The sequence below is a fragment of the Nonomuraea sp. NPDC003201 genome (genome assembly GCF_053590415.1).
On sequence record NZ_JBSFTC010000240.1, the window covers coordinates 1 to 17,503 of the forward strand.

Annotated in this window: 10 protein-coding genes; 6 read left to right on the forward strand and 4 right to left on the reverse strand. The window is 71.6% G+C overall.

Annotated features, from left to right (window positions below; all coding sequences use genetic code 11):
• The 3 genes from ACWDX9_RS46280 to ACWDX9_RS46290 form a co-directional block, all read left to right on the forward strand.
• Positions 1-525, forward strand: a 525-nt coding sequence (locus ACWDX9_RS46280; protein WP_449966704.1) for a hypothetical protein, incomplete at its 5' end; no start/stop codon positions are given.
• Positions 525-950 (forward strand): carboxymuconolactone decarboxylase family protein, encoded by a 426-nt coding sequence (locus ACWDX9_RS46285; protein WP_449966707.1) that lies wholly within the window; start codon positions 525-527, stop codon positions 948-950. The genes ACWDX9_RS46280 and ACWDX9_RS46285, both read left to right, overlap by 1 nt.
• A 155-nt stretch (positions 951-1,105) precedes the next feature.
• Positions 1,106-1,900 (forward strand): CPBP family intramembrane glutamic endopeptidase, encoded by a 795-nt coding sequence (locus ACWDX9_RS46290; protein WP_449966710.1) that lies wholly within the window; start codon positions 1,106-1,108, stop codon positions 1,898-1,900.
• Here the strand turns inward: ACWDX9_RS46290 and ACWDX9_RS46295 are convergent.
• Positions 1,866-2,552, reverse strand: coding sequence for a response regulator transcription factor (locus ACWDX9_RS46295; RefSeq protein ID WP_449966711.1), 687 nt, complete (start codon positions 2,550-2,552; stop codon positions 1,866-1,868). The genes ACWDX9_RS46290 and ACWDX9_RS46295 overlap by 35 nt on opposite strands.
• Positions 2,549-3,826, reverse strand: a complete 1,278-nt coding sequence (locus ACWDX9_RS46300) for a sensor histidine kinase (RefSeq protein WP_449966713.1) — start codon at positions 3,824-3,826, stop codon at positions 2,549-2,551. Before ACWDX9_RS46300 ends, ACWDX9_RS46295 begins: the two co-directional genes overlap by 4 nt.
• A 93-nt stretch (positions 3,827-3,919) precedes the next feature.
• Here ACWDX9_RS46300 and ACWDX9_RS46305 point away from each other — a divergent pair, with 93 nt between their 5' ends.
• Positions 3,920-4,510, forward strand: a complete 591-nt coding sequence (locus ACWDX9_RS46305) for a DinB family protein (RefSeq protein WP_449966716.1) — start codon at positions 3,920-3,922, stop codon at positions 4,508-4,510.
• Positions 4,511-4,576: 66 nt separating this feature from the next.
• Positions 4,577-5,266 carry a DUF899 domain-containing protein gene (locus tag ACWDX9_RS46310; RefSeq protein WP_449966718.1) on the forward strand — a complete coding sequence of 230 codons (690 nt, stop codon included), beginning with the start codon at positions 4,577-4,579 and terminating at the stop codon, positions 5,264-5,266.
• On the opposite strand, the gene ACWDX9_RS46315 is transcribed toward ACWDX9_RS46310, so the two are convergent.
• On the reverse strand, positions 5,263-5,619 hold the full coding sequence (locus ACWDX9_RS46315; RefSeq protein ID WP_364266959.1) for a hypothetical protein: 357 nt from the start codon (positions 5,617-5,619) through the stop codon (positions 5,263-5,265). The genes ACWDX9_RS46310 and ACWDX9_RS46315 overlap by 4 nt on opposite strands.
• Positions 5,620-5,625: 6 nt before the next feature.
• Positions 5,626-15,231, reverse strand: coding sequence for a LamG-like jellyroll fold domain-containing protein (locus tag ACWDX9_RS46320; RefSeq protein ID WP_449966722.1), 9,606 nt, complete (start codon positions 15,229-15,231; stop codon positions 5,626-5,628).
• Positions 15,232-15,391: 160 nt separating this feature from the next.
• Between ACWDX9_RS46320 and ACWDX9_RS46325 the strand changes: the two genes are divergently transcribed.
• Positions 15,392-17,503 (forward strand): AAA family ATPase (locus tag ACWDX9_RS46325; protein ID WP_449966725.1); only part of this gene is annotated, 2,112 nt, incomplete at its 3' end.

Here is a 17,503-nt window from a genome sequence, read left to right on the forward strand (position 1 = left end):
TCGCCGTGGCTCGTGGTCGGTGCGGTGCCGGTCAGCCCTGCACCGGTCGAGTTCGGCGCGGCGAGCGGCGACGAGCTGCGGCGATGGGTACGTCAGCACGTCACCGGCTGGCCCGCACCGGTCGCCATCGGATCCGAGCCGCCGGAGACGCACGCGGGCCGGCTGACCTTCGTGCCGTCGCGGCGTCCGGGCCAACCGGCCGGCACGTATTACTGCGAGCTCCACGCGGACGGCTCCGCGCTCGGCGCGCTCCAGCTGGGCACACTTCGCGACAGTCCCCCGGACGGCGGTGAAGTGTGGGCACTCGGCGAGGGCGCCGTCGCGTGGGTCACCGTCGCGATGGTGCGCCTCGTGGCGGCTTTCGCCGAGCACACCGGTGTTCCGGGCGAGGCCGTCGTCGAGTCGACCATCACCTCCTCTGTCGACGCCGACCGCGCGGTGCCGATCGTGGTGTGGAGCCACGCGGACCAGACGTACGGTCCGGCAGGAGACCGCCGGCTCGCCGAGGTCACCCGTTTCCCGTGATGCTGCGTTTTCCCGGCCTCGCCCGGCCGCTGCTGGAATGGTTCACGACGGTCACGGACGGCAGTGTGCTTCCGGCGCGGGTGCGTGAGGTCGCCATCCTCACCACGGGTTCCCGGTACGGCGCCGCGTACGAGCTCTACTCTCACAGCAGGATCGCGGTGGAGACGGGGCTGCCGGACGGCGTCGTCGCGGGGCTGGTCGCCGGGCAACGGCCTCCGGAGCTGACGCGGGAGGAGTCGGTCGCGCACGATGTGGCGGCTCGCCTCCATGCCGGCGCGCCGCTTCCGGGAGCGCTCTATCGCTCCGCGGCCGGCGCCTTCGGCGAGTCCGGCACGGCCGAACTCGTCTTCCTGATCGCGCAGTACGCCGCCATCTCGATGGTGCTCAACGCCTACGACGTCCCGTTGCCACCGGACGCGGAATGACAGTCGAGTGAGCGCCGGCTTCCGGGACCAGCGGCCTAGTCCCGCGGGCGGAAGGGGCAGGTCAGCGGCGGCCGAAATTCGGATCGCCGGTGGATGGCGGCGACGACGCGGTCGAGAACACTGGCCAGGCCGGTTCCCCCAAGGAAGGTCTGCCTGTGTTCGAACGGCTCTCTGATCGCGCTACGTCGATCGTCTTCATCGTCCTCGTGCTCACGATCTCGCTGGGCACCGCCGGCATCGCCGGAGGGCTCGTCCTCGCCCTCTCGCCGCTGCTCGTCGTGATCGCCATGCTGCTCGTCATCACCCGAGAGGGGTATTCCAGGGACGGGTGGCGCCGACTCGGCATGGGACGGCTCGGCCTGCGAACCTGGCCGCTCGCGCTCGCCACCACCGCCGGCGTCTGCCTGCTCGCCACCGCGGGTGCGGTCGCGCTCGGCTTCGGCCGGTTCACCGCGCCGCAGGGCGACTGGCTTCAGTCGGTGATCGCCGTGTCCGTCACCGGGCCGATCCTGTCGTTCGCGGAGGAGATCGGCTGGCGGGGCTACCTGCAGCCGCGGCTCGCGTTCCTGGGCGAGCGCTCGGCGATGCTCGTGGTCGGGCTGGTCTGGATCGCCTGGCACCTGCCGTACATCCTGTTCACGCCGTATTACCACAGCGAAGGGAACCGAAGCCTGGTGCTCCTGCTGTTCGGTGGCTCGGTGATCGCGTTCTCGTTCCTCTTCGGGTATCTGCGCGTCATGTCCGGCAGCGTGTGGCCGGTCGTGCTGGCCCACTTCGCGCACAACGCCACCTTCGCCCTGTTGCTGGAGCACGCGATCTCGACCGAGCAGCCCGTGGTGGTGCGCGAGTACCTGGCCGGTGACACCGGGCTGTTCGTGCTCGCCGGCACGGCGATCTGCGCTCTCGCGATCGGGATCAGCCGGTCAGCCCCTGTGTCTGCGCGAGGATGACCGCTTGCACACGGTCGCGTAGCTCGAGCTTGCGCAGCACCGAGCCGAGATGCGTCTTGACGGTCGACTCCGCCAGCTGAAGCCGCGCGGCGATCTCGGCGTTGGTGAGTCCCAGGCCGACGGAGGCGAGGATCTCGCGTTCGCGGGTGGTGAGACGCTCCAGTCTGGACGCGGCGGCGGGCGGGGGCTCGGCGGGTGTGGTCACGGGCGGTGCGAGGACGAACGAGTCGATCAGGCGACGTACGAGCCTCGGCGCGACAGGCGCCTCCCCGGCGGCGGCTGCCCGGATCGCCGCCAGCAACTCCGCCGCGCCCGCGTCCTTGAGCAGGAACCCGGCCGCCCCGGCTCGAAGGGCGGCCAGGACGAGCTCATCGTCGTCGAACGTGGTCAGCATGACGACGTGTGGCGGGTCGGGTGTGGCCAGCAGCCGCCGGGTGGTCTCCACGCCGTCGAGCCCCGGCATGCGGATGTCCATCAGGACGACGTCCGCACGGTGCTCCGGCCGCCGCAGCGCGTCCAGGGCCGTCCGCCCGTCGGCGGCCGATCCGACGACCCGCAGGTCCGGGGTGGCGTCGAGGATCATCTCGAACCCGGTCCGTACCAGCTCCTGGTCGTCCACCAGGAAGACGCGGATGACGCGGCCGGGGCTCATCGCTCGCCGCTTCGCCCCGTGCCACCCGGCGCGGCGGCGAAGCCCGCGGGTCGCGCGGAAGGCGGCAGAACGGCGACGGGGATCGCGGCATCGACTGCGAACCCGCCGCCGGGGCGTGGACCCGCCTCCAGGACTCCGCCCAGAGCGCGCAGACGCTCCCGCATGCCGTCGAGGCCGTAGCCAGGCTCGGAGCCGTGGTCCGCGATCGGGTCGGCGACACCGACTCCGTCGTCCTCGACTCGTACCATGATCCCTCCCTGTGCCCTCGCGACCACCACGTGCGCCGCCGCGTACGGGCCGGCGTGCTTCAACACGTTCGTCAGTGACTCCCGGACGACACGGAGCACAGCAAACCGTATCGCGGTGGGAACGTCGTCGAACGCGGCCGGCTCTGCTTCGACCTCCACGGCGAGTCCCGCCGCCCGTACCGAGTCCACGAGCTGCCGCAGCTCGGCGAGTCCCAGCCCGGCCCCGCGCGGTTCGTCCGGCCCGTCGGCGTCGGCCTCACGGAGAACCTCGATGACGCCACGCACCTCGGCGAGGGCCGACCGCGCGGTACGCCCGATGGTGGCGAAGACCCTTCCCGCGTCCCCGCGGTCCCAGGGTTGCGCGTGCTCGGCGGCGTACTCCGCGCCGTCGGCCTGCACGATCACGACGGTGAGAGAGTGGGCCACGATGTCGTGGATCTCCCGTGCCGCGGCGACACGTTGCTGCTGCACGACGAACCGTTCGCGGTGCAACCGGCTCTCCTCGAGCCGGGCACTCGCCTCACGCAGCGCACTCATGTTGGCCTGGCGGCCGCGGACGAGATTGCCGATGACCCAGACCAGCACCGACAGAATCCCCAGAACCACCGCGTTCTTGAACACGTTGACCGGGTATTCCGGCGGCGTGCTCCATCGGAGACCGGCGAGCACGCTCCCGGCCAGCGCGGCACCGAGGGCGAGCAGGCGGATCGGCAGAGAGACGACGTGCGCGGCAACGGTGTAGACGACGACCGCTTGCGCGAGGTTGGCCGGCAACGGAATCGGCACCACCATGAGCTGGACGCCGAAGACCGCGGCCGACCAGAGGAGTACCGCGGCCGGGAAGCGTCGCCGCACGACGAGCGGGAGAATGGCCGCCGTCGCGACGAGGAAGGCGGGCAGCCCCGCGAGAGCGCTCGGCAGGCCGGAAACCAGCCACATCAAACCGGTCAGTGCCAGATCCAGCCGCCTGGGGTGCTCGCGTGACCACTGGTCGATGCGTGCGGCGAGGAAAGTCCGATGTCTCAAAGGGCTTCCGATCCTCCGTGACCGTCCGGCCGAAGCGGCAGCCCCAGGATAGAGGCCCGGCCACCGGCGCGGACACCTGGCACAATGCCCGACATGCAGACATCAGACCCGAAAGCGGACCTCCATCACTATCTCAAGACCGTCCGCGCGTCCCTCCTGTGGAAGCTCGACGGCCTCTCCGAGTACGACGTCCGCCGCCCCCTGACTCCGACCGGCACCAATCTCCTCGGTCTGGTCAAACACCTGGCCGGCGTCGAGCTCGGCTATTTCGGCGACACCTTCGGCCGCCCGTCCGGCGAGCCGCTGCCCTGGCTCGAGCAGGACGCCGAGGAGAACGCGGACATGTGGGCGACGCCCGACGAGTCCCGCGAGCAGATCATCGCCCTCTACCGTCGCGCCTGGGCCCACGCGGACGCCACGATCGAGGAGCTGCCCCTGGACGCGACCGGTGAGGTCGCCTGGTGGCCGGCCGACCGCAACCCCGTCTCCCTGCACCGCGTCCTCGTCCACGTGCTCGCCGAGACCAACCGCCACGCCGGTCACGCCGACATCGTCCGCGAGCTGATCGACGGCGCCGTCGGCCGCCAGGACAACGATCTCCTGCCGGGCGCCGACCAGACGTGGTGGACGGACTACCGCGAACGCCTCGAACAGGCTGCCCAAAAGCAGGCCGGCCACCGATGAGTTCGGCGGCCGGGCCAGGTCTCTACCGATGCACCTGCAAACTCCGCACGTGATCAGTGAGGGACCATGAGCACAAAGGCACTACCGCCCGTCGTCGACGCCGACACCTGGCAGCGTCAGCTCGAAGCACTGCGTGCCCGGGAGAAGGCCGCGACGCGGGAACTCGACGCCGTCGCCGCCCAGCGCCGCCGCCTGCCGATGGTGCGGATGCCGGACTACACCCTTGAGGGCGAGGACGGACCGGTTCGGCTGGCGGACGTCTTCGAAGGCAAGAGGCAGCTGATCGTCTACAACCACATGTGGTTCCCGGGCAAGGAGTGGCAGTGCCCGGGCTGCACGGGGTTCACCTCGCAGTTCACCCGGCTGGAGTTCCTGGACAACTACGATGCCCGCTTCGTCGTCGTCACCCAGGGCCCGATCGACGAGGCACTCGCCTACAAGCGGCGGGTCGGGAACAACATGACCTGGTACTCCACCGCGAACAGCCCGTTCGGCGCCGACGTCGGCGCACCGCCCGGAGAAGGCTTCGCCGTCAACGTGTTCCTGCGTGACGACGACACCGTCTATCGCACCTGGCACACCAACGGCCGGGGCACCGAGCAGCTCACCCACACCTTCGCGCTGATCGACCTGCTGCCGTACGGGCGGCAGGAGGTGTGGCAGGACTCGCCCGACGGCTGGCCGCAGTCGCCCACCTACAGCCGGTGGTCCACCTCCGAGGACCTGGCCGCGCTCTACGGCCCGGACACCGCCTAGATCGCAGGGGGGACGAGCTCGTAGTCCGGGATCGTGGCTTCCAGCCGCTGGTACGCCTGCTCGTCCGCCTCCCCCGCGGCCGCCTCGGGGATCTCGACGCTGCCGAGGTAAGGCCCCTTCAGGCAGTGGTCGCACCAGAAGTGGGCCTCACCGACGAGCAGGTGAGGGATCCTGAGCCGGTACACCAGGCGGAGGCAGGCCCGTCCGCAGTTCGGGCAAGGCCCGGAGATCGGTCCGGGCAGCTCGGCACGAGCCTGCTCGTAGGCGTGCAGCCAGCTCTCCCATCGGAGCGCCTCGTCATGGGTGTTCGGCAACGGGTCCGCCTCGGTGCTGTCCTCTGCGTACACGTCCATCTTCCGTCACTGGTTACGTGGATGGTTGGCCCACCACTCGTCCTCGAAGGCGTAGGCCCGGTCCTCGTACGGTCCCGCTTCTTCCTTGGACCTCGGATAGACGCCGCCCTGGCGCAGGTCCTCCACGTGGTACCGCTCGTGGGCGAGGGTGCGGGCCAGCAGTTCCTCGCTGCGGAAGGCGGCCCGCCGGAGCAGGACCGTCTGGTCGGGGTAGGTCACGCCGGCCAGCCCGTCCATCCTCTTGTCGATCTTGATGGTCAGGTCGTCGATCCGGATGTCCCAGTCCTGGGCCACCCGCCGGACCGTGTCCATGTTCATCGGGAGCCTGGCGGCCCAGCGCGGCCGGTCGCCGGCGCGTGCCAGCACGAAGGGGTCGTCGGCGGCGAGCGGCCCGCGCGCCCCCGTGCCGGATCCGTCGCCGGCGCTCGCGGTCCCGAGCGGCCCGGGTGTGGAGAGGCAGGAGGAGCCGGCGCCCGTCACGCCGCGGCAGGGGTCCAGCCGCACCGACGGGTCCTGCGGGACGCCCGGGCCCGGATCGACGCGGCAGTCCTGCATCGCGTCCGCGCCGAACACCCCCGAGCACTGGCCGACGACGTGCGGGGCCGGGGCGAACCCGCCGTTGGGCTGCCCGTCGCCCGCCCCGGCCTCGGTCGGGGTGAAGGCCACGCCGACCTTGTCCAGGATCTTGTCGATGGCGTTGTCGACCCTGTGCGTGAGCCCCTTGTCGAGCGCGTCGGCCAGCGAGGTGCCCGCCGGACCGGGCAGCCGGTCGTGGTCGATGGGGCCCGGCCTGGTCGCGCGCGTCTTCGCGGCGATGTCGGCGAGCTCCTGGGGCGTGGGCGGCGGAGGCGGCGGCGGAGGATCCGTCTTGGGTGTCTTGTGCGGCCCCTTCCCGCCCGTGCCGGGGGTGTCCTCGCCCGGGCCGCCGCCGGTCCTGCCCTTGCCCGGCGAGCTGCCGCCGTCCGGATACTCGATGTACGGCCCGCTGCCGTCCGGCCAGCCCTTCCACCAGTTGTTCTTCCACCACTTGCCCGCGAAGTAGCCCAGGCCCGCGCCGACGCCGACCGCCGCGAGACAGTAGAGCCAGACCGGACCGCAGACCCGTGAGCCGCGCGCGGCCGCGCCGACCTCCCCGCCGCCGACGAGGATGTAGTCGGCCGCGTTCCAGATCGGCCGGGCGATGTCCACCTTGACGACCTTGATCACTTCTTTGGCGGTGCCGCACACGAAGGCGGGGCAGCCGAAGTGGCCGGTCGGGTCCACCCGGTTGAGCGGGTCGCCGTCCGCGTAGGTGAAGCGGTTGCCCTTCATCGACGGCACCGGATCCACCTCGAGCGTGTCCCTGCTGGGGAACGCGCCGGTGCCGGGGTCGTACCAGCGGGCGGCCATGTTGACCTTGCCGCTGGCCGGGTCGGTCCAGCCGCCCTGGTAGCCGACGCCCCGCTTGGTGCCCGAGCTGGCGACGACCTTCCCGTACGGGTCGTAGGCCACCGAATCGGTCAGCGCGCCCGCGCCGGTGAAGGTGGCGGTGAGGTCGCCGTGCCGGTCGGTGTAGGCGTACAGGCCCGCGACGGACACGAGGTCGCCCGCCGGGTCCCTGCCGTAGAGCTCGGTCCCCGCCGCGGCCGGGGTGTTGCCCAGCCCGGAGTAGCTGAACGTGACGCCCGCGGTGGAGGCGAGCCGGTCCAGCCCGTCATAGGCGTAGGTCGTGGCGCCGTCGCTGATCATCCGGTCGAACGCGTCGTAGCTCGTCGCGCTCGCGCTCCCGCCGCTCGGCGTCCTGGATCTGAGGGTGCCGCGCGCCGTGTAGGCGTAGCCGGCCGACCCGTCGGAGACCAGTTGGTTGCGCGCGTCGTAGACGGCGGCGGCCGGGCCGGCCTTGGTCCGGTTGCCCGCGTCGTCGTACTCGTACGCGACCGAGTTCCACGAGGTCAGCCTGCCCGCCAGGTCGTAGCCGTAGGTGTTGGCCCCGGCGCCCGCCGTACCGGTCGTGGTCTTGCTGGTGAGCCGGTCGGCGTCGTCGTAGCCGTAGCCGATGGCGGCCAGCGTCGCGCCCGCTGCCGTCTTGAGCGTGTCGGAGGTGGGCCGGTGCAGCGCGTCGTACTCGAAGGAGCGCTTGGCCCCGCCGTAGTCCACGCCCTTGAGCTGGTCCATCGAGTCGTAGGTGTAGGTCGCGGTCCCGCCGGTGAGCGGGTCGCGGACCGTGGCGAGGCGGCTGCCCGCGTCGTAGTCGTAGGCGGCGGTGCCCGCCTTGTCGGTGCGGGTCTTCATGCGGCCGTCGGCGTCGTAGGTGAAGGACGCCGTGCCGGACGGCCCCGCCGTGCTGACGAGATGATCGCGATCGTCGTAGCCGAAGGTGTCGCCCCCGGCCGAGGTGAGCCGGCTCACGGCGTCGTAGCCGAAGCTGTGGGCGGTCGTGGCGCTCTCGGCGCCCGCGCCGGTCTCCGCGGTCAGCCGGTCCAGCGCGTCGAAGGTGCGGGCGACGGTGACCCCGCCCGGCTTGGTGACCTGGAAGGGGCGGCCGGCCGCGTCGTAGTCGGTGATCGTCTGGCGCTGGGCGGGCGTCGTGTACGCCGTGGTCGCCGGGACGAGCATCGCCGTCTGGAGGTTCCACGGATTGTAGGCGTACGAGGTCGCGTTGCCGTTGCCGTCGGTGAAGCGGGTCCGGTTGCCCGCGGCGTCGTAGCCGAAGGTCGTGGTGACGGAGTGCGCGGACGTGGTCTTCTCGTGCTGGCCGGTCATCCGGTTCAGCGCGTCGTAGTCGTAGGTGGCGACCCCGCCGCCGGGCCGGTTGACGGTGACCGGGTTGCCCCCCGCGTCGTAGCCGATCGTCATCGACCGCAGCTGGCCGCCCGACGCGTCGAGGTCGGCCATCGCGGTCGCCCGGCCGGCGCCGTCGTACGCCAGGGTGCTGCCGGTGCCGTCCGGGTTGAGGACCTTGGTCACCCGGCCGGCGTGGTCGCGGGTGTACCAGTGGGCCTGGTTCAGCGGGTTGACGTCGACCACGACCTCGCCCGCCGCGTTGTAGCCGAACTGGCTGCGCGCGCCCGACGGCGTGTTGACGTAGGTCAGGTTGCCCGCGTCGTCGTACTCGTAGGTCGTGGTGTAGCCGGCCGCGGCCGGTGTGCGTTCGACGGCGGTGGTGGAGACCCGGCGGCCGAGGTCGTCGTACGTCGCCCCGGTCACCCGGCCCGCCTGGTCCCGCGTCCAGAGCCACTCGCCGGCCGCGTCGAAGCCCGACCGCGACCGGTTGCCCGCCGCGTCCGTGGTGGCGACCACGTTGCCCAGCTGGTTGTAGGTGTAGGTGTCGCCGTGGCCGAGCGCGTCCACGACGCTCGTCATGCGGCCCAGCGCGTCGTACGTCCTGGTGGTGCTCCCGGTCACCGTGGCTCCGGCGCCGAGCTGCGTGTAGGCGGGCAGGGTGAGGACGAGCGGCCGGCTCATGGCGTCGTAGGTGATCGTGGTCCGGTAGCCCTCGGCGTCCTCGCTCGTCACGACGTCGCCGAAGCTGTCGAAGCCGGTCCGCGTCGTCGGCCTGACGTTGTACGGCGCGCCGCCGAAGTGCTCGATGGCCACCGTCGGCGCCTTGGTCGTGGTGAGCCGGCCCGCCTCGTCATAGGTGTAGTCGGTCACCGCGCCGCGCGGGTCGGTCAGCGTCCGCGGCAGGCCCCGCTGGTCCCTGGTCCAGGCGGTCGTGAGCCAATTGTCGCCGTCCCAGACCTTCTGGGAGAGGGGCCGGCCCAGCGGGTCGAGCTCGTACGTGGTCCACGTGTAGCCGCTGTTCTGGGCCTGGACCAGGGTGATCAGGTGATCGTCGTCGTCGTAGCCGTACGTGGTCTTGCGCTTGATGCCGGTGGGGTCGAGCAGGGCCTCGGTGGTGCGGTTGGCGGCGTCCACGGTGTACGCGGTCGTGCTCTTGCCGTTGCCGGTGATCCGCTGGACGAGGTTGCCCGCGCTGTCGTAGGTGTTCTGCTGGAGCGGGATGTCCCGGGTGGACCCGTCGGCGTTGCGGAAGCCCTCGGCCCAGACCGATTCGAGCAGGTTGTCGTCGAAGTAGCGGTAGCGGGTGGTACGGCCCATGGCGTCGGTGACCGTGGCCAGGCGCCCCGCCGGGTCGTAGGCGCGGGATTCGAGGACGAGCTCCTTGGGGGCGTCGTTGTCCAGCGGGTCGCCGACCCAGTTGGCGATGCTGGTGGTCAGCAGCAGGCCGGTCGGCCCGTAGGTGCGCCGGTGGTCGGCGCCGGTGGCGTCCACGGTGCTGGTGAGGTTGCCGTAGGAGTCATAGCCGTAGGTGGTGGTCTTGCCCGCGGCGTCCTTGACGGACGAGACGCGGGCCGCGGAGTCGTAGGTGTAGTTCGTGGTGCGGGTGGCGTCCTTGCCGGTGGGGTCCGTCTGCTCGACCTTGGAGACGTTGCCGTCGACGTCGTAGGTGTAGATGACCCACGGCAGGTGCTTGACGCCGCTGATCGCGTCCGTGGTCGCGGGGCCGACGGTGGCGGTGAGGTGGTTGAGCGCGTCGTACCCCATCGAGGTGACGACGCCGTTCGGGAACGTGTCGGAGACCTCGGTCACGGAGGTGGGCCGGCCGGCGCCGTCGTAGTCGTACTTCGTGGTGAGCCCGGCCGGGTCCACCACCTGGGCGAGGTCGCCGTTCTGGCGGTAGCCGTACCGGGTGGTCCTGCCGCCGGGGGTGGTCACGGAGGCGAGCAGCCCGTCCGGGGTGGTGCCGCCGTCGACGGCGGCCTCGCTGCCGTCGGTGTAGGCGTATCTGGTGGTACGGCCGGCGGATCCGCTCACGGGAGGCGTGGTGACGCTGAGCAGGTCGCCGGAGATGTCGTAGGTGTAGCCGGTGCGGTGCGCCGGGTCGTTCCCCGCGCCGGCCCGGGCGTCGTACGCGCCGGTGAGCTTGTCGTTGCGGGGGTTCAGCGGGTCGCCGGAGTCCAGGTAGTAGGTGAAGTAGGAGGTCTGGCAGGAGCGCGGGCCCCGGCAGGTCACCTTCATGACCGCGTTGCCCCGGTCGTCGTTGAACAGCTGGGTGGTGTGCCCGTCCGGGTCGGTCACCGAGGCCAGGTTGCCGTTGAGGTCGTAGCCGTACCGCGTGGTGCCGCCCGAGGCGTCGTACAGCGAGGTCGGGCGGCCGCCGTGCCGGGGGTCGAAGCTGTAGACCATCGGCTTGTCGCCCGGGTCGGCGGCGAGCACCGTGGTGGCGGGGATGCCGAACGTCGCGACGTCCTGGTAGTGCGCCTCGATCGCGTCCGTGCCCAGGCTGCTCCAGTAGATCGCCACCTCGTCGATGGTGCCGGTGAAGTGGCCCAGGGTGTCCGAGGGCTTGGCGGGCCAGTTGCCGGCGATGAAGCCGGCGCCGACGTAGACGTGGTTCTGCGCGACCGTGGACACCGGCCCCTTGGACCTGGTCCCGACCACGGCGCCGTCCAGCCAGAGCCACTGGGTGCCGCCGGAGGCCGTCAGCACGACGTGGTGCCAGCTCGCGTCGGTCACGCTCTTGCCCGTGGTGATCGGCGCGACCGCGGCGCCGTCCCAGAACTGGCCGCGCAGCTTGCCGTCCGTCCCGACGTACAGCGCGGGCGTGTAATTCGCCTGCGGCCCGGCCGGGTCGGTGATGGCCTGGGCCTGGTAGGCGAGCAGGACGCCGGGCTTGGCGGTCTTGAACCACAGCTCGGCCGACAGATCTCCGCCGCCCTTGATCTCCCCGTCGGGGAGCTCCAGGTAGGAGCTGGAGCCGTTGAACCCGGCGGCCGTGTCGCCGCCGGTGGCCAGGAAGATGGGCGCGGTCTGGTTCAGGGAGACGTTGTGATAGGTCGCGTCGGTGTCGCGCCCGTCGCCGTACGCCGCGCTGGCCGCCCGGGTGCCGGAGTACTCGGCCAGGCGGTAGTACTCGCGCGGCCGGGCGCCCAGGACCGCGCTCGGGTAGTACTCGGTGCCGGCCTGCGTCTGGGCCGGGTAGACCCGCCACTTCCCGCCGCCCGCGTCGGTCACCGAGGCGACGCGGTCGTTCTGGGCGTCGTACGCGAGCGTGGCCTGCAGCTTGCCCGAGGGCAGCTTGACCGTCTCCAGCACTCCCGTGTACTGCCCGGCCGCGTACTGGGCGGCGACCGACGTGGAACCGAGCGGGTGGGTGTAGAAGGCGGGGTCGTCGATCTGGCCGGTGAAGTGGCCGCGCGCGTCGGCGGGCGCGGCGGGGCACCACCCCGAGGTGGTCGTGTAGCCGGCCCCGACGCTGGCGTACGGGAGATGGGTGGGCTTGATCTGCTTGGTGCGGCTGGCCACCATCGACCCGTCCACGTACAGGCTCTGCCAGGTCCCGCTCGAGGTCAGCACCACGTGGTGCCAGGCCCCGTCGTTCACGGCCGCGGTCGAGGCCATCGAGCCGCAGCTGCCGTCGTCGGCCATCTGGCCGTGCAGCTTCCCGTCGGTCCCGACGTAGAGCATCGGCAGGAAGCCCCAGGGCAGCGGGCCCCGGGAGTCCTCCAGCGTGTTCAGCTGCGCGCCGTACAGCACGCCGGCCTTCGTGGTCTTGAACCACATGCCGACCGCCGCGTAGGTGGTCTCGTCGGTCACGCTGTACGGCATGCGCAGGTACGAGCTCGTGCCGTTGAACGTCGCCGAGCCGTCCGTGGTCCCGGCCGGGGCGCCCGCCGCGCCGTAGGAGAGGTTGACCGCCTCCGCGTCGTCCTGGCCGACGAACAGCCGGGCCTCGTTGGCCGCGCTCTGGTGGAGCCGGTAGTACATCGCGGGGGCGGCGTCCACGACGGCCGTCCGGTAGTGCGACACCATTTTGTAGGAGTATTTCGTGCAGGCCGTCGTCGTGCCCGGCGGGCAGACCTGGGCGAGCAAGCCGTAGCCGTAGCCGTAGGTCCACGCGGGCGCCCCCTGGGCGGGATCGGTGGCGACCGAGGTCACCACCCCGCTGTTCCAGGTGAAGTAGAGGCCGCGGCCGCTGACCTTGTTCACGACCTTGGCTAGGGTGCCGTCGCCGTTGTAGGTGAGGTACTCGGCGTGCTGGTCGTCGTCGTAGATCGCGGTCAGCCGGCCGTTCGGGTCGAACACGTACGCGCCGCCGGACTTGTCGCGCAGGAACCAGGCCAGATCGGTCTTCACCAGGCTCACCGACCGGCCCTCGGGCGGGGCGTACGTGCCGTCGGGGTTGCGGCCGAAGCGCGCCTGCCGTCCGTCGGGGTAGGTGACCACGACGTTGCCGGTGAAGTCGTTGTCGGTGACGATCTTCATGTCGTAGGCGGTGGTCCAGCCCACGCCGAACATCCCCGTGCGCGAGTTCAGGCTGCTGTACGAGCGGGTGACCGCCAGCGCGGGGCCGGCGCTGGTGAGGCTCGCGTCCGTGGTGGTGGCCGCGTACTGGCCGGTCAGCGGGTCGATGCCCTTGACGGCGGCCGTGCCCGCGCTGTCGGAGACGTGTGAGGAGACCAAAGGCTGCGGCACGACCGTGCGGAACGTGCTCCACCCGGACGCCGGGCTGGAGTCCTTGCCGTCGGTGACCAGGACGCGCCACATGTACTGCTCGCCCCACTTGAGCTTGCCCTGCGGCACCGCCCAGCTCGCGGTCTGGGCACCGGTGTTGGAGTCGCCCGTGACCAGACCGGCCGCGGGGCACGTGCCGGGGTCGGAGACCAGGCAGACGTTGAAGATGAAGTTCAGCTCCCCGCCGGGCCACTCGTCCCCGTCATGGCCGGACGCCGTGAACTCCGGCGTCAGCGTGGACTCCACGTACCCGCTGCCCGGCCACATCGAGTCGATCTGGGGCGGCAGGTTGAGCACGGTCAGGCTCACGCACCAGACGGGTACGCCCCAGTCGGAGAAGAACTGCCCGTTCGTCACCATGTCCCAGCAGATCTGGTACGAGCCCGGGTTGAGCGGGTCGATCGTGGCGCTCACCTTCGCCGAGCCGTTGTTGCCGATCGTGGCGGGCAGCGCGGCGGCCGCGGTGGAGCTGCCCACGAAGGTGCCACCGGTGGTGTAGACCTTGTAGCCCAGCTTGACCGTGCCGGGGGACCAGGAGTTCATCCCGTTGTTGATCACCGTGACGGGGAGCCGGCCGGCGCTGTTGGCCGTCACCGGCGGGTCGATCGTGGCGCCGGAGTCGATCGCGTACAGCGCTCGCCAGGGGCTGTAGTCCACCTGCAGGTACGGCGGGTTGGCCGAGTTGGCGCTGGCGAACTCCTTGAAGCTGTCGGCGGTCAGCGCCAGGCCGTTGTTGCCCGCGCCGTTGGCCCAGTCCGACAGGGCGGACAGGCCCGCGCTGTTGATCCCGATCCACGCCCAGGCGGCGCCGCCGCAGGTGACGCCGCCGGTGAAGCCGGCCGAGCCCCAGGTGTCGCCGAGCGTCACGCCGGGATAGGAGGCGATCGTGCCGACGTTCCAGCTGCTGGTGATGGCCTTCACCGTGACGGGGTTGGCCGAGCAGGAGTTCGACAGGGTGTTGTAGAGGAAGAGCGCGGCGCCGGTCACGTAGGCGTGGGGGATCTGGGAGGCGAGGTTGAAGTTGATGTAGGCGTTGTTGCGCTTGGTGCCGTCCTGGGAGCCGACCAGGAGCTGGTCACTGCCGGAGTGGTTCGCGCCGGAGTGGTTGTCGACGTACGTGTCGGAGGCGGCGCCGCTGGTGGTGCGCACGTACGAGGAGGGGTCGACGACCACCGGGAACGCGCGGTCCTTGTCGCGCAGCCACTTCTGGTCGGCGCTGACGCGCAGGACGTCGCCGACGAGGGTGTAGCGGACCGCGTCGGAGCGGGCGCCGGCGGCGTCGCGCATGAATCCGGCGGGGACGGTGATGCGGACGGCGCCCCGCTCGTCCACGAACTCCACGCCCTGCGACGAGCTTCGCGCCGTCAAGCCCTTGGCCTGGAAGGGGAAGTCCCAGGGGCCGGTCGCGGCCTGGCGCGAGGTCAGGACCAGCGACTCCTTGATACCGTTCCAGGTGGCCTCGACCTCGATGTCCGCCTCAGGCAGCACCCCCCGATATTTCGCGATATTTCGTGAAATAGTGGCTTTGGTGCTTTTTGCGCCTTGGAGGGCGAAGGACAGGCTGTGCTCCGCGTCCAGGGTGAGCGATTGGAGCCTGGGGTCGGCGGCGTCGTCGGCCACCTCGACCCCGACGTCGTTGGCCGCCTGCCGCCAGCGTCCGTCCGCGCCGGTCAGGTTGACGTCGATGTCCGCCCACTCCCCCGTGGCCGTGCGATAGCGCACTGGCCTGGAGTACGTGCGCACGGTGTAGGTGTGGTCGGGGTTCTGGAAGACCTTCGACGTCGCGTCTCCCAGCGTGGGCACCGCCTTGCTCTGCTCGGCGACGAACCCGTGGGCTTCCCTCTTGCCCGGCTTGGCGGTCGCCTTGCCCACCCGCTGCGGGGTGTTCGACAGCCGGGAGACAGGCTCGGGCGGCTTCGGGGCCTCCCGCGGCACGGTCCCCTTGGGCGGCTTGGCGGTGGCCCGCGCCGGCAGCTCGGTCTTCGCCCGGGTCGCCTCCGCCGTCGCCTGGTGGGCGCGGTTCGCCGCCGAGCCCAGCAGCTGCTCGGGGAGCGCGGGCTCCTTGGGAGCCGCGTAGGCTGCCTGACCTGCTACGCCGATGACAAGAGTGGTCACCGTCAGTGCAGCGCAAAGACGGGTGGCCCAACGGTTCCTCACGGCGGCGACCGTAATCGCGGCCCGCCCGTCCCACATCAGTACGGATGACGTGGATCAAGCACGTCTGAATGTTCCCGGTTAGGTATGAGATCCACTACGAGTCCGGTACTCTCGCCTCGTGCTGCACGGGCGCATCGCGGAGCAGGCCGGAATCACGCGACTTCTCGCTGGTGAGAGCGGTGCCTTGATGGTCCGCGGGGAAGCCGGGGCGGGCAAGAGCGCGTTGCTCGACTTCGCGGCCGAGATCGCGAGTGATCAAATCGTGCTGCGCGCCTCCGGCGCCCCCGAGGAGTCCCACCTCCCGTACGGCGGCCTGCACATGCTGCTGGCGACCACCCGCCCGCACTGGAAACACCTGCCCGCCGGGCAACGCGACCTCCTCGACCGCCTGGGCGAGCCGGAGCCCCTGGGACAGGTTCCCGGCGAACCCGCCTGGCCGCGCTCGCCGTACCTGCCGGTCTGGAACCTCCTGCGCCACCTGGCGGGACGGCGGCCCGTGCTCTGCCTGATCGACGACGCGCACTGGCTGGACCGGGAGAGCCTGGCGGTCCTGTCCTTCTGCGTCCGCCGCCTCGCCGCCGCGCGCGTGGTGATCCTGGTGGCCGCCGAGGGCGAGCTGACCGTGCTGCGGGAGATCGACGAGCTGGACCTGCGGGGTGTCGACAGGCAGGCGGCGCTGGACATCGTCGCCGAGTGCCGGCCGGGCATCGTCCCGCAGGTGCGTGAGCGGATCGTCGCGGATGCTCGCGGCAACCCGCTGGCCCTGCGTGAGCTGGCCGCGGGGATCGGCCCCGCGCAGGTCGAGGGCAGGCTGTCGCCGCTGGGCCTCCACACCGGCTGGCCCGGGCGTTCGCGGCGGGCCGACCAGCTGTACGGCGAGCGCTTACGCGCGCTGCCCGACCGGACCCGCTCCCTCCTCCTGCTGGCCGCCGCCGACCCCGCGGCCTCCCTCTCCGAACTCCTCGCCGCCGCCCGAGCGATGCCCGCCTTTCAGCCCGAGCTCCGCGACGCCGCCGGAGCGATGCCGACCTCTCAGCCCGAGCTCCTCGCCGCCGCCCGAGCGACCCCGGCCGATCTGGAGCCCGCCGAGACCGCCCAGCTGGTCGAAGTGCGGCCGACCGGGCTCACCCCTCGCCACCTGCTGATCCTGGTCGCCGCCTACCAGTCCGCGCCGGTCTCGGCCCGCATCGCCGCGCACCGGGCCCTGGCCGAGGTGTCGCCCGAGCGGCGGGTCTGGCATCGCGCCGCCGCCGCGCTGGAGCCGGACGAGGAGATCGCGCGCGAGCTGGCGGCCATCGGGACGTCGGCGGCGCTGGAGCGCGCGGCCGAGCTGACCGCCGGCCCCGAGTCACGCGCCCGGCACCATGCCGCCGCCGCGCTCGCCGCGTGCGACGCGGGGCACCTGCGCCGCGCGGCGGACCTGGCGACCCGCGCGACCAGGCTGAGCACCGCGCCCTCGACGCTGGCCTCGGCCGCCCGCGTGCTGGCCACCGTGGAGGCCGAGATCGGCTCGCCGGCCAAGGCCGCGCGGATGCTGCTGGACTCGGTGGCCAGGATCGACGACGACGACCACGCGACGGCCATCGTCATGATCGCCGACGCGATCCGCCTGTTCGGCTACAGCGGCGACGAGGGGCTGGCCGGCCAGATCGCCGCCGCCGTCTGGGCGGCGCCGACGGCTTCGCAGGTCGTATGGCCGGAGGCCCAGCCCACCTGGTCCGCTCCCCTGGCCCGGTCGCTCCCCCCGCTGGCGAAGATCATGGCGGGTGGCCGGTTCAGCGGCTTCGCCGCCATCGGCGAGCTGGTCGAGCACACGCCCGCGCTGGCCACCCAGCAGGCCATCACCGCCACCTCTTTGGGCCTGATGGCCGCCGACGCCGGCGCGGCGCTGCGCCTCACCTCCACGCTGGTGACCGACTGCCGCCACCAGGACCTGATGGGGCTCCTGCCGTACGCCCTGCAGCTCCAGTCCCACGCTCTCCTGCTGAGCGGCCGCAACGCCGAAGCGCTCAGGCAGGCCAGCGAGGGGCTGAAGCTCGCCGGTGACCTCGGCCAGACCCACCGGGTCGGCCACCTGAGCGGCGTGGTCGCGCTGATCGCCGCGATGAACGGCGACGAGAAGCGCTGCCGGGCCTACGCCGAGTCGAGCCTGGCCCACTGCGCCGACCACGACGCGCCGGCCAGCGCCGCGCTGGCCACCTGGGCGCTCGGCCTGCTGGAGCTGGGGCTC

Excerpts from the sequence above, each read along its gene's own strand:
- ACWDX9_RS46285 (WP_449966707.1), top strand. The coding sequence starts at position 525 with ATGCTGCGTTTTCCCGGCCTCGCCCGGCCGCTGCTGGAATGGTTCACG.
- ACWDX9_RS46295 (WP_449966711.1), bottom strand. The coding sequence starts at position 2,552 with ATGAGCCCCGGCCGCGTCATCCGCGTCTTCCTGGTGGACGACCAGGAG.
- ACWDX9_RS46305 (WP_449966716.1), top strand. The coding sequence starts at position 3,920 with ATGCAGACATCAGACCCGAAAGCGGACCTCCATCACTATCTCAAGACC.
- ACWDX9_RS46310 (WP_449966718.1), top strand. The coding sequence starts at position 4,577 with ATGAGCACAAAGGCACTACCGCCCGTCGTCGACGCCGACACCTGGCAG.
- ACWDX9_RS46315 (WP_364266959.1), bottom strand. The coding sequence starts at position 5,619 with ATGGACGTGTACGCAGAGGACAGCACCGAGGCGGACCCGTTGCCGAAC.